Here is a 12,436-nt window from a genome sequence, read left to right as displayed (position 1 = left end):
GTCAGGTCAGACCCTGTCGGGAGCGGCCGAGTGGCGGGACGGCACCGCCGAACCGAAGAACGTCTCGTGCCATACCTCAAGGCTCATCAGAGTCCAGATGCGGCTCTCCTCATTGAACCGGCCGCTCTCGTGCCGTTCAAGCAGCGCCTGTACCGCCCGCCGGTCGAACGTCTGCGCTACGAACGAATCGGTCCCGGTCAGCCGGTCCCACATCGACTCCCGCAAGTCTGACCGGAACCAGTCGCGCAGCGGCACCCTGAAACCCGCTTTCTTGCGATCGACGATTTCCGCGGGCAGGTAGTGGCGAGCGACTTCCTTGAGCACCCACTTGGTCGTTCCGTGACGCACCTTCATCGACGACGGCAGCCGGAAAGCCAGATCGACCAGTCGGTGGTCGAGCAGCGGAGGCCGCAGTTCGAGAGAGGCGGCCATCGACATACGGTCGCCGCGTTCCAGCAGATTGTCCGGGAGCCACCCGTCCAGGTCGGCGAGCAACATTTGGCGGATGACGTCGCCCTCCGGCAACGCCATCGCTCGCTCAGGTCCGGGCTCACCGCCGAGCAATTCGCGCCGTTCGCCGGCGGTAAACGGCGCGAACCAGGTGCGGTGCCGCTCGCCGGGAGTGCTGGCCGCGGCGGCCCGAAGCGCGATCCGGGCCCGAGACATCCGGTCGGGCAGCCGATGGTCGAGTATCCCGGCAACTCCGGCGCGCAGGGGTGCGGGCAGCCGCCCCACGGTGGCAACGCTCCGGGCAAGCGCATATTTCGGGTAGCCGGCGAAAAGCTCGTCGCCGCCCTCGCCTGACAGGACCACCCGGACGGATTGCCGCGCGGCCTGGGCGAGCCGGAAGACCGCGATGTCGGCGGGTTCCGACACCGGGGCATCGCGGTGATAGGTGAGTTCTGACCAGAGCGACTCGAAGTCGCCCGCTCGCACCAGCACCTCCTGGTGATCGGTGCCGACATGCTCACTCACCGTGCGCGCCCAGCGGAATTCGTCGGTCCGGGCGTCACCGAAGCCGGCTGCGAAAGTGCGCACCCGGTGACCGGGCTGCAGTTCGGCTGCTTTGGCGACGATCAGGCTGCTGTCGACCCCGCCGCTGAGGTAGGCGCCGACGGGCACATCCGCGACCAGCGCCGACCGCACAGCGGTAGTGACGGCCTCATCGACCGCGGCGACGGCCGACTCGGGTGTCCAGCTGGCGGGCGGGTCCTCCGGTGCCGGCCGCCAGTACCGCTTCACGACGACACTGCCGTCCCTGCTGACCTCGGCCCTGTGCCCCGCCGGCAGCTTGCTGACGCCGTCGAACAGGGTGTCGGGGGCCGGTACCGATCGGCCGGCGAGGTAACTGTCCAGACTGCCCGGGTCGACCCCGGGGAGCCGACCCAACCCGGGGAAGATGGCCTTGATTTCTGACCCGAAGACCAGCTGCCCCGGCGTGAGAGCGTAATACAGGGGGAGCACCCCCAGGCGATCGCGAACCAAGTGGGTGATGCCGGTCTCGCGGTCATGCAGGGCGAAGGCGAACTGGCCGACGAGGGACTCGATGAACCCGATTCCGTGGCGGCTCACCCCGGCGAGGATCACCTCGGTGTCCCCGTTGGTGTGGAACGGGTAATTCAGGTCCGCCCGCAGGGCGCGGTAGTTGAATACCTCCCCGTTGAAACTGATGATCCAGCGCCCGGAGGCGCTGGACATCGGCTGCCGAGAACCGGCGATGTCGATGATCGACAGCCGATTGTGAGCCAATCCGACGGCGCCCTCAAACCAGACATCGTGGTCGTCTGGACCCCTGTGCGCCAGGGTGCGCGCCATTGCGGCCAGGACGCGCGGATCGACGTAGCCGCCGTCGAACCTCTGAATTCCTGCGATCCCACACACGGGGGCTACTCCAGCACCGTCGTTGTGGCCACGCGGCCACGGGCGCCGTGTCCCGGGCGCCCGCGGGTGACGAGGAATCGTTCGAACGCGGCTGGATCGTCCAGCGCAACGGCGGACGGGTCGCCGGTCACCGTGCCGCGGGTGAATGGCCATGCGTCACTGAGGGCAGGGTCCGGGGTCCGGTTCAGCACTCTGTCGATGGCTCCGACGTATGCCTGGGCCTGGGCCTGCCAGTCGAGCACCTGTTCGGCGCGCTGCCGTGCCGCCTTGCCGAGCGCTGCCCGCCTCACCGGGTCGTCCAGGAGCCGTTCGACCTCGTCGGCGAAGGCCGAGATGTCGCCGGAAGGGACGTACACAGCCGCCTCCCCGCCGGACAGACGGGTTTCGGCCAGGTCGAAGGACACCGATGGCAGCGCGAACGCCATGTACTCCATCGTCTTGTTCATCGTCGACAGGTTGTTCAGGGGCGTGTTCAGGTCCGGGCCGAGCCCGATATCGGCCGCGCTGAGATACTCGGCGATGGTGTTCGGTCCCACTCGACCGGTGAACGTGACGTACGGGTCGAGCCCCTCGCGCGTGCACTGGTCCTTCAGGGCCTCGAGGCAGTCGCCGAAGCCCATGATCACCACTCGCAGGTCGGTGCGCCCGCGCGCGTTCACCAGCTCGTCGGTGAGGGTGAGCACCTGGTCGACACCGTCCTGCGGGCCCATGATACCGAGGTAGACCAGGACCGGACCGGCGTGCTGGCGGATCCCCGACGCCGGGTACTTTGGACGCATCACTGTGGTGTCCGGGCCGCTGCGCACCACGGTGACGCGTTCCGAAGGCACCTTGCCGCGGCGTACGGCAATGTTCCGGTAGGAGGCGTTGGTGGAGATCACGTGGTCGGCGACTCTGAAGGTCATCCGTTCGAGCCACTTCAGACCGTTGAACTGGGCGCGTGCCAGAGCGGAGCGGGGGCGGCCGAACCGGGACAGGAACAGCTCCGGGTTCAGGTCGTGGTGGTCGAACACGAAGCGCACGCCGCGCCGCTTCCACAACCACGCCAGCGCCCAGTACGTGTCGGGCGGGTTGCAGGCCTGAATGACATCGAAGCCGTGCTCCCGCCAGACGCGAACGGACAGGAGTGCCGTGCGCAGCCAGCAATAAACGAACTCGACGACGAAGCCGAGCGCGCCCTTCGCCTCCGGCGGCGGCAGGTACTTGTAGATGGCGATACCGTCGATGACCTGACGGGCCGGGTCGTGTGGTCCCTTGGGGCAGATCACCGAGACCGAATAGCCCTGGGCGGTCAGCGCCTGGCATTCCAGCCAGACCCTGCGGTCCAGGGGGACCGGAAGGTTCTGGACGATGATCAGCACGCGCGGCGCGCGCGACGTCTTTTTCTGTCGTGCAGCTGCGTGGATCATAGGAGTGTCAGGATCCCTTCGTGTTCGCGGTAGGTCTCTCCGGTGACGGGGCAGGTGAATGATCCGGGCCCGCTTTGCTCCAACGGAACGCCGCTCCGGCCTACCCAGCCCACCTGTCGTGCAGGCACGCCGACCACGAGCGCGAAATCGGGAACGTCCCTGGTGACGACGGCGCCCGCGGCGATGGTCGCCCACCGGCCGATGGTGAGGGGGGCGATGCACACCGCCCTGGCGCCAATGGATGCTCCGGTGCGCACCGTCACGCCGACGAGGTCCCAGTCCTCCGCGGATTTCCGAACGCCGTCGACGGTGATCGCCCGCGGGAACTGGTCGTTGGTGAGCACGGCGGCAGGACCGATGAACACACCGTCCTCGAGGAGGGCGGGCTCATAGAGCAGAGCAAAGTTCTGCACCTTGCAGTTCTTGCCCAGAATCACCCCCGGCCCGATATACGACCCGCGACCGAGGATGCAGCCCGGGCCGATCCGGGCGTACTCGCGCACCTGGCTCAGATGCCAGATCATGCTGCCGGGGCCGACCTCGGCCGTCGGGTCGATGTCGGCGGTGGCCGAGAGAGCCATCAGTCGTTCCCCGCACGCGGGCTCATGATGGGAAGAGATTGTCGCCGACGGGGTCGGCACAGCACAGACGTGTTCACGTGGTCCCCTGCATTTCGGGTGTACAGGTAGCGGATGAGGACGGGCCGCTGGGTGGTGACCGCCCCCGAGCACGCAAAGGGTGACGAACCCTCATTTGTGCTCACGGAGGACAGTAGCCTGGGCTCAACGGCCTCGCTGCGACCCGTCCGGGGGGCACAGCTCTCGGTGCCGGTTGCCGTCGGCAGGAGGCCCGGATGTCCCTCGAACGCGGGCCGCCAACAGAGGCGAACCCGGTTATGCTGCCCTCGCTCCCACCCGACGAACCTTAGATTCGAGGCAGAAAAGTGATCAAGAATACTCGACGCCTCCGGATGGCCGCCGGCGTGGGTGGGCTTGCCGTCCTGGTCGCGGCGGTGATCGGAATCGCCCTCACCACCCCGCCGTCTGGAACAGCGGTCACGGCCGGTTCGAGTACTGCGCCGTCGGAGCGTGGCATCGAAACGCCTCCCGCAGACACCTCGACCGGCCTTCCCTCGTCCGGTCTTCAGTCCCCGTCTGCCGTCCCGTCAGCGGCGCCCGAAGACGCTGCCGGACCGACTCCCGGCCCGGCAGCACCGGCACCGACGCCATCACCGGACGCCTCGGTGGATACCCCGCCGGACGCCGCGGCCGAGACCCCACTTGAGCCGGCGACCGAAATCCCGCCCGCCGAGGCCGACGTCGCAGAACCGGAACCTAACCTGCCCCCCTCCACTCCGATTCCTTCGCTGCTCACCGGCCCGCTGCCCGATTCAGCCACGGCGGAGAACAAAGTTGTCGACGGGTTTCCTGCGGGCATCCCCGTGGCCACCCGTTCCACGGTCTCCACGTCGGACGTGACCGTAGACAACGAACGCGTGCGTGCGTCTCTCACCGCGACCACCCCGACGGCGGGAATCGATGTGCTCGCCCAATACGATGCCGCCTTCTCGACCTACGGTTTTTACTCGGCCGACACTCCGGCGGTGGGCGGGTCGACAGCCAGGGAATACAACCGCGGCGCCGAGTCCGTCACGGTGACAGTGACGCCCAGCGACAGCGGTGGGAGCGGGTACAGCATCCTGGCTTTGCTCGTCGCTCCCGAGTAACAGGCACTGGCCCGTGTATATCTCTTTCGCCGACCGCGCGAGCAGAAGGGACGAGCCGTCCAGCAGGGGGAAAGGCGCCACAAGAGTTTCTTCCGTCGTCGTCAGCCTCGGCGTCGTCAGCCTGCTGACCGACATCTCATCTGAGTCCGTGGCAGCTATTCTGCCCCTCTACCTCACGGGCGTGCTCGGCCTCACCATGGTCGCCTACGGCTTCATCGACGGTATCTACCAGGGAATCAGCGCTATCGTGCGGATCGGTGGCGGCTGGTTGTCTGACCGCACCGACCGGCCCAAATGGGTTGCATTCGCCGGTTACGGTGTCTCCGCCATGGCCAGGGTGTGGCTCATCTTCGCCAGCGGTTTCGGCTCTGTGGTGGGCGTCGTCGCCGTCGACCGGCTCGGCAAGGGCCTACGCACCGCACCGAGAGACGCGATGATCACGGCGTCGTCGGATCCCGCGATCCTCGGCCGGTCTTTCGGCGTGCACCGGATGCTGGACACCATCGGCGCCGCCATCGGGCCATTGCTGGCGTTCCTCATCCTATTGCTGATCCCCACCGGTTACGGCACAGTGTTCGTGCTGTCGGCGGCCTGTGCCCTGCTGGGTGTGTTGATGCTGGGCGTTCTTGTCCCCGGCCGGATTCGTCGACCGGGAACGGATGTCGCGGAATCGGGAGGTGTGGCCCGATCCCCATTCCGGTGGCGGAGCCTGGCCGCCCCAGAGTTGCGCAAGGTGCTCATCGTGGCCGGCGTGTTCGGCCTGTGCACGGTTGGAGACGGGTTCATCTACCTGGTGCTGCAGTCGAACACCGACTTCGCCGCGGCCTGGTTTCCCCTGCTCTATGTCGGTACGAATGCCGTCTTCCTGGCCCTCGCCGTGCCCCTCGGCCGGCTGGCCGATCGGTACGGGAGGGGCCGGATGTTCGTGCTCGGCCACGCCGCCCTCCTCGCGGCCTATTTGTGTGCGCTCGCCCCGATAGCGGGGATGATGCAAACGGTGTCCTGCCTGGTGCTCCTCGGCACCTTTTATGCGGCGACCGATGGGGTGCTCGCGGCCCTTGCCGCAGGGGTCGCTCCCCAGGGGGGCACCGCCAGCGGTCTCGCGGCCGCCCAGACCGTGGTCGCGTTGGCACGCTTCCTAGCCTCCACGCTGTTCGGCGTGCTCTGGTTCGCCTTGGGTCCGGCAATGGCGCTGGCCATCTTCGCCGTGGCAATCGGTCTCGCGATCCCCATTGGACTGGTGCTGCTACGGCAACCCGTAGCCGAACGCAACAGGTCATGAGGATTCAGCACGTGGTGGTGGCCGCCGCGGCTTGTGTCCTTCTCGGCGGCGCAGTCAGCTTCGGGGCGGTGCAGTACGCCGCATTTCGGGCAGCGAGCGACGCACCGAGCTCGGTCGACACCGCGGACTTCGACACCGAGTCGACTGCCGCCAGAGTCCTGTTCCGCAACACTGCCCAGGGCGCGGGTTACGGCTACGTCGCAGACGTGCCGCTGGCCGACCCGGCCGGCGCTCGGGCCGTGAGCCCGGTGGCCTGCGAGCGCGTCGACGCCACCGTCGGGGCGGAGTTATGCCTGAGCATCGATCGTGGGGTGGTGACGACATTCACGGCAACCCTGCTCGATGGCTCCTGGCGGCCCATTCGTAGCTGGCCGCTGCCCGGGGTGCCGAGCCGTACCCGATTCTCGGACGACGGGGGTTCCGTGGCATTCAGCGCGTTCATCACCGGGGAGTCGTACGCCACGGTGGGTTTCTCCATCGCGACCAGGATTGCGCCGCTGGATGGTTCGTCTGCGATAGACGCGATCGACCTGGAAGACTTCGCCCTGTCAGTGAACGGCCAGCAGGTGACGAGCGCCGACCGGAACTTCTGGGGGGTGACCTTCACGCCGGACGACAACACCTTCTACGCCACTGCCGCGTCGGGAGGGCAGACCTGGCTGGTCACGGGGGATGTGGCCAGCCGCACCCTTGTCGCGGTTCGGGGCAACGCGGAATGCCCGTCGCTGTCTCCGGACGGCACCGCGGTGGCCTACAAGACCCGGATAGACGGCGCGCCCGCCGGGCAGTGGGCCATTGCCGTGCTCGACCTTGAGACCAATCGGGAGACCGTGCTGCCGGAGACCCGCAGTGTCGACGACCAGGTCGAGTGGCTGGACGACAGCACTCTTCTCTACGGCCTCCCCAGAGCGGATGCGCCGGGGGACAGTGACATCTGGTCCGTCCAGGCGAGCGGAGACTCCGCTCCGGAACTTTTCATCGAACACGCCTGGTCGCCCGCCGTTGTTAGACCCTGATCAGAGACTGTCCCTCCGGCGGGGTCAGCCCAACCGCGCCAGCTCGCTCACGTCGTCGCGGGGGAGCACGTCAGCGACGGCCGTCACCCGGAGCACGTTCAGAAGTACAGCGGCTCCCGCCGACGACAGGAACGCGGTATCGGCGGCATCCCGGCCGGTGGCGATGCGCATCAACGACTGCCGGGGAGCGAGCCCGGTCGCGTCGACAACCTGCCAGGCGCCGTCAAGGTAGGCCTCGGCCACGGCATGGAAATCCATCGGCGAGAGGCCGGGCGCGTATACCGACACCAGTCGGGCCGGCACGTCGTGGGCGCGGAGGAACGCGATCACCAGGTGGGCGTAGTCACGGCAGACACCCTGCCGGGCCAGCAGGGTTCGCACGGCGCCGTCGGTGGGGAGGCTCGCCCCGGGCACATAGGCAAGGTGCGCCCCGACCCAGGCGGTGACGGCGGTGAGCAGGTCGGTCCCGCTGAGTCCGCGGAACTCGGCCTGGGCGGTGGGCCACAGGTGGTCCGACTCGCAGTAGCGGCTCGGGCGGAGGTAGCGGACGATGTCGATGTCCTCGACCTCGGGGGCCACGGACTCGCCGGTGACCTCGACCGTGTAGTCGATGTCGACCCGGCCGGCCTGCACCGAGATGAGCTGCAGGCGGGTCCCGTGCTGGTCCAGGGTCTCCCGGTAGGAGAGGGGGGCGCCATCCTGCACGATGCTGAGCAGTTCGGTGGCGTTGGCATCCGCGGCGACGGTGATGGACAGGACCAGCTCGGCGGGCCCGAGGGCCTCCAGCTCGAGATGTGCGGATGCGCTGCGCTTCATGCACCGATCGTCGCACAAATCAACCCGCGAGCCGTGACAAAAGCCCCGGAATCCGGGACATTTGGGTGTTTAGCTCCCGGCTCGGGGCATAAAAAAATGGCCACCTGCGGTAGAAGCCCGCAGATGGCCAAGTGGCCCCGACCGGCGTCGATCCGGTGACCTTTCGATTTTCAGTCGAACGCTCTACCAACTGAGCTACAGGGCCAGAAGGCAACTACGAGAGCACCTTCTGTAAGGAGAAAAGCCCCTTCTTTCGAAAGGGCTTGTCGCCTTGGCGACCCTGACCGGACTTGAACCGGCGACCTCCGCCGTGACAGGGCGGCGCGCTAACCAACTGCGCTACAGGGCCAAACTGTGAAACTTTCGTGCGGTGATGCTGTGCTGCTTTTCGTGCATTGTACAACCTACAGTATTACGTGACCCCAACGGGATTCGAACCCGTGCTGCCGCCGTGAAAGGGCGGTGTCCTAGGCCACTAAACGATGGGGCCGAACTTCTGCGGAAGCTGATGACTTCCGACGCATAATCATAAGATGCAAAAGCCGGAATGCCCAAATCGGCGCGCACCGCGGTTTGCCGCGCGCGCTCCCGAGGGCCCGACTCCCGCGTCATTCCGGGCCTGAACGCGTTTCGAGCCGTGCGGCGCCTCGGCGTGTCGCTTCTCACCGCGCCCGCAAATGGTTCGGCTTTTGGCGCCTGCGCGGGTTAGGTTTTGTGCGGAGCCCGGGCTATCAGCCGGGTTTGTTATTGTGACGAGTGTTACCACAGTGACGGATGTGACTAACGAAAGCCCGATCGGGGAGTTATGAAGAGCACGGCAACCGTGATCAGCCACGGCATCAAGGCTGGTCTGCACCGGCTGCGACCGACCCTTCGCCAGCACACCCCGCGCGGCACCCCGCGTGCGGGTGCCTCGCGCCGACGGGGACTGGGCGTCACCGCTTTCGTCGCCGCCATCACCCTGGCCGCGAGCCTCGCCAGCCCGATCAGCCCGGCCATGGCCATCGACTACCCCAGCTGGGAAGACCTCCAGGCCGCGAAGTCCAACACCGCCGCCGCCGCGGCCCAGGTCACCGAAATCCAGAACGCCATCGCCGGCCTGCAGGCCGAGGTCGCCCGGACCCAGGCCGAGGCCGAGGCCCGCGGGCTGGAACTGCAGGATGCCCAGGACAAGTTCGACGAAGCCAGCCTGCGCGCCTCGGATCTGCAGACCCAGGCCGACGCCAGCAAGACCCAGGCCGACGCGGCCACCCGGCAGGCCGGCCAGCTCGCCGCGCAGCTCTACCGCACCGGCGGCACCGACCTCAGCGTGAACCTGTTCATCGACGGCCAGGAAAGCGGCGAAGGCGCCGATGAACTCCTCAGCAAGCTCGGCAGCATGAGCAAGCTCGTCGAACGCAGCACCGATGTGTACGACCAGGCCCAGACCGCCAACAACACCGCGCAGTCGCTCGGCGACCAGGCCGCCGTCGCCCAGGCCGAGCGGGAGACCCTGCGGATCGCCGCGGAGGCCGCGATGGTGGCAGCGCAGCAGGCAGCGGATGCCGCCGCCGGCGCCCTGGCCGAATCCGAGGCGAAGAGCGTGGAACTCGAAGCGCAGCTGCAGTTCATGCAGGACGCCGAGGCCACCACCGCCGCGGCGTACCAGGCCGGCGTGATCGAACGAGCCAGGATCGCGGCAGAGGAAGCCGAGCGGGCCAGGCAGGCCGCCGCTGCAGCCGCGGCGGCGGCCGCCGCCGCCTCAGCGTCGTCGTCCTACTCGTCCAGCGGCGCCGCAACCGGCACCGCCGGCGCCGGCCTGCCCGGCGGCCGGATCGGCAGCCAGGGCTGGGCGGTCCCCGGCGGCGGGCGCATCACCGCCGGCTACGGCCCCCGAGCGGTGCTCTGCGGCGGCGGCGCGTGCAGCGGCGGATACCACTACGGCACCGACATCGGCACCGGCTGCAGCGCCCCGATCTACGCCGCCGCCACCGGCACCGTCGTGTACGCCGGCCGCTACGGCACCTACGGAAACTTCGTCCTGATCAGCCACGGCAACGGCGTCGAGACGGGCTACGCCCACATCCGCGACGGCGGCATCTTCGTGTCCGTGGGCCAGCGCGTCGACGTGGGACAGAACATCGCCAGTTCCGGCACCACCGGCGCCTCCACCGGCTGCCACCTGCACTTCGAGGTTCGCACCGGCGGCAACCGCATCAACGCCGTTCCGTTCATGTCTGACAGGGGAGTACCTATTGGCTAAGAACACCGCACCCACCAGCCGGTTCCGGCGCAACTCGGCCGTCATGCTGTCGGCCGCCGTCATCGGCTCGGTCACGGCCGCCGCCGGCGTCGCCGCCCCGGCCTTCGCGGACGAGGACTTCCCGAGCTGGGACGAGGTGGCCAAGGCCAAGGAGAGCGAGGCCACCAAGGCCGCGGAGATCGAGAATCTCACCGGCCTGCTCGAGGGACTGCAGGATTCCTCCGCCGCCGCCTCGCGCACCTCGCAGATGACCGCCGAGGCGTACCGGATCACGCAGGACGACCTCGATGCCGCCACCGCCCGCGAGGAAAGCCTGACCAAGCAGTCCGCCGTGGCCCAGACCGCCGCCGACACGTCGAAGATGCGCGCCGGCCTCATCGCCGCGCACCTGGCCAAGACCGGTGCCCAGGACCTCTCCCTCAACCTGTTCATCAACGGCGACACCGCCGATGACCTGCTCAGCCAGCTCGGCACCGCCAGCAAGCTCAGCGAGCAGTCCGAGACCATCTACCGGCAGGCCGTGCAGGACAAGAACACCGCGGAGTCGCTCATCGCGCAGGCCGCCGCAGCCACCGCGGAGCGCAAGCGCCTCAGCGAGGAGTCGAAGGAGAAGTACGACTCAGCCAACGTCGCCGCGGTGAGCGCCCAGGCTGCCCTCGACGTGGAGCTGAAGAAGTCCGCCGAACTGTACGAACAGCTGGCGCTGCTCAAGGACACCACCGCCGAGGTCGAGCGCGAATACCAGACCGGCCTCGACGCCGCCGCTGCCGCAGCCGCCCTGGCGACCGCGCAGGCCGCCGCCGCCGCCGCCGCCGCGGCGGTCGCCAACGACCCGCCCAAGGAGTCCGCCCCAGCGGCGACCTCGGCCCCGGCCGCACCGGTGGCGGCCGCACCGGCGGCGCCGGCTGAGCCGGAACCCGAGGCGGCGGCCCCGGCGGCTCCCGCCCCGGCTGAGCCGGAACCCGAAGCCCCGGCTCCGGCGCCGGCCGCCCCGGCCCCCGCGGCTCCCGCCCCGGCCGCTCCGGCCGAGGAACCGGCCAGCTCACCCGCATCCGGCGGCTCCACCCCCGTCGCGGTCGCGCCGGCGGCCCCGAGCGCCTCCGCCGTCTCGACCGCCCTGGCCTTCGCGCAATCCCAGCTCGGCGATGCCTATGCACTCGGCGGTTCCGGCCCCGACGTCTGGGACTGCTCCGGTCTGACCAAGGCCGCCTACGCGGCGGCCGGGATCTACATCGGCACCCACTCCGCGACCAACCAGTACAACACCATGGCCAGCCAGGGCAAGCTCGTCTCGCTCTCCAACGTGCAGGTGGGCGACCTGTTGTTCTGGGGAGTGCCGGGCAACTACTACCACGTGGCGATCTACGTCGGCGGCGGGCAGATCCTCGAAGCGCCCAACCCCACCGCACCGGTGCGGGTGCACAGCATCTGGTCGCCGGGCGAGGTCGCGCCGTACGTGGGCCGGCCGTCCTGACCTGTCGCGTACAGATCTGAGAGCACCAACGACAGAAGCCGCCTCCCGGAAGGGAAGCGGCTTCTGTCGTTGACAGCTGTGTGTCCGGGTCAGTGACCTTCGTCGACGAGCTTCTTGAGCCCGTCGCGCACGATCTGGTCGGCCTCAGCGGCGTCGCCCCAGCCCTCGGTCTTGACCCACTTGTTGGGCTCGAGGTCCTTGTAGTGTTCGAAGAAGTGCTCGATCTCCTTGCGGGTGAACTCCGGGATGTCGGTGACGTCCTGGATGTAGTCCCAGCGCGGGTCGCCCGCGGGAACCGCGATGACCTTGGCGTCAGAGCCGCCGTCATCGGTCATGTTGAACACACCGACGGGGCGCACGGACACGCCGACGCCGGGGAACAGCGGGAAGTCGAGGAGCACGAGCACGTCGACGGGGTCGCCGTCGAGCCCGAGGGTGTTCTCGAAGAACCCGTAGTCGGTGGGGTACACGAAGCTCGTGTACAGCACCCGGTCGAGGTAGACCCGACCGGTTTCGTGGTCCACCTCGTACTTGTTGCGGCTACCGCGTGGGATTTCAATGACTGCGTCGTATTCGGCCATGGCCTGGTA

The 12,436-nt window shown here is 68.3% G+C and carries 10 protein-coding genes and 3 tRNA genes; 5 read left to right on the top strand and 8 right to left on the bottom strand.

The features are described 5' to 3' along the window. Nucleotides 1–6 precede the first annotated feature (6 nt). The 3 genes from asnB to ACU5E9_RS10275 are packed head-to-tail and all read right to left on the bottom strand — an operon-like array spanning nucleotide 7 to nucleotide 3,871. Nucleotides 7–1,881 (bottom strand): asparagine synthase (glutamine-hydrolyzing), encoded by a 1,875-nt coding sequence (asnB, locus tag ACU5E9_RS10285; RefSeq protein WP_456809816.1) that lies wholly within the window; start codon nucleotides 1,879–1,881, stop codon nucleotides 7–9. A gap of 5 nt (nucleotides 1,882–1,886) precedes the next feature. Next, nucleotides 1,887–3,242, bottom strand: coding sequence for a glycosyltransferase family 4 protein (locus ACU5E9_RS10280; protein ID WP_456809815.1), 1,356 nt, complete (start codon nucleotides 3,240–3,242; stop codon nucleotides 1,887–1,889). A 44-nt stretch (nucleotides 3,243–3,286) separates the two neighbouring features. Beyond that, nucleotides 3,287–3,871 carry an acyltransferase gene (locus tag ACU5E9_RS10275; RefSeq protein WP_456809814.1) on the bottom strand — a complete coding sequence of 195 codons (585 nt, stop codon included), beginning with the start codon at nucleotides 3,869–3,871 and terminating at the stop codon, nucleotides 3,287–3,289. A gap of 362 nt (nucleotides 3,872–4,233) precedes the next feature. Here ACU5E9_RS10275 and ACU5E9_RS10270 point away from each other — a divergent pair, with 362 nt between their 5' ends. The 3 genes from ACU5E9_RS10270 to ACU5E9_RS10260 are packed head-to-tail and all read left to right on the top strand — an operon-like array spanning nucleotide 4,234 to nucleotide 7,314. Continuing rightward, complete coding sequence (locus tag ACU5E9_RS10270) at nucleotides 4,234–5,016, top strand: hypothetical protein (RefSeq protein WP_456809813.1); 783 nt, start codon at nucleotides 4,234–4,236, stop codon at nucleotides 5,014–5,016. Beyond that, nucleotides 4,970–6,298: an MFS transporter gene (locus ACU5E9_RS10265; RefSeq protein ID WP_456809812.1), complete on the top strand. Its 1,329-nt coding sequence runs from the start codon at nucleotides 4,970–4,972 to the stop codon at nucleotides 6,296–6,298. The genes ACU5E9_RS10270 and ACU5E9_RS10265 overlap by 47 nt, the downstream gene beginning before the upstream one ends. Beyond that, on the top strand, nucleotides 6,295–7,314 hold the full coding sequence (locus tag ACU5E9_RS10260) for a TolB family protein (RefSeq protein WP_456809811.1): 1,020 nt from the start codon (nucleotides 6,295–6,297) through the stop codon (nucleotides 7,312–7,314). Before ACU5E9_RS10265 ends, ACU5E9_RS10260 begins: the two co-directional genes overlap by 4 nt. Nucleotides 7,315–7,338: 24 nt before the next feature. Here the strand turns inward: ACU5E9_RS10260 and ACU5E9_RS10255 are convergent, their stop codons facing one another. The 4 genes from ACU5E9_RS10255 to ACU5E9_RS10240 form a co-directional block, all read right to left on the bottom strand. Then, nucleotides 7,339–8,130: a transglutaminase-like domain-containing protein gene (locus ACU5E9_RS10255; RefSeq protein WP_456809810.1), complete on the bottom strand. Its 792-nt coding sequence runs from the start codon at nucleotides 8,128–8,130 to the stop codon at nucleotides 7,339–7,341. Between the two features lie 132 nt (nucleotides 8,131–8,262). After that, nucleotides 8,263–8,335: transfer RNA gene (locus ACU5E9_RS10250), tRNA-Phe, on the bottom strand. Between the two features lie 67 nt (nucleotides 8,336–8,402). Then, nucleotides 8,403–8,479, bottom strand: a tRNA-Asp gene (locus tag ACU5E9_RS10245). Between the two features lie 68 nt (nucleotides 8,480–8,547). After that, nucleotides 8,548–8,620, bottom strand: a tRNA-Glu gene (locus ACU5E9_RS10240). Between the two features lie 315 nt (nucleotides 8,621–8,935). On the opposite strand from ACU5E9_RS10240, the gene ACU5E9_RS10235 reads away from it, so the two are divergent. Beyond that, nucleotides 8,936–10,372, top strand: a complete 1,437-nt coding sequence (locus tag ACU5E9_RS10235) for a peptidoglycan DD-metalloendopeptidase family protein (protein ID WP_456809809.1) — start codon at nucleotides 8,936–8,938, stop codon at nucleotides 10,370–10,372. Further along, nucleotides 10,365–11,846, top strand: coding sequence for a C40 family peptidase (locus ACU5E9_RS10230; RefSeq protein WP_456809808.1), 1,482 nt, complete (start codon nucleotides 10,365–10,367; stop codon nucleotides 11,844–11,846). Before ACU5E9_RS10235 ends, ACU5E9_RS10230 begins: the two co-directional genes overlap by 8 nt. Nucleotides 11,847–11,935: 89 nt before the next feature. On the opposite strand, the gene ACU5E9_RS10225 is transcribed toward ACU5E9_RS10230, so the two are convergent. Next, nucleotides 11,936–12,427, bottom strand: a complete 492-nt coding sequence (locus ACU5E9_RS10225; protein ID WP_456809807.1) for an inorganic diphosphatase — start codon at nucleotides 12,425–12,427, stop codon at nucleotides 11,936–11,938. Nucleotides 12,428–12,436 lie beyond the last annotated feature (9 nt).

This window comes from Cryobacterium sp. AP23 (assembly GCF_054075385.1).
The sequence above is the reverse complement of the archived record's forward strand: the minus strand, read 5'-3'. Positions and strand labels throughout refer to the sequence as shown.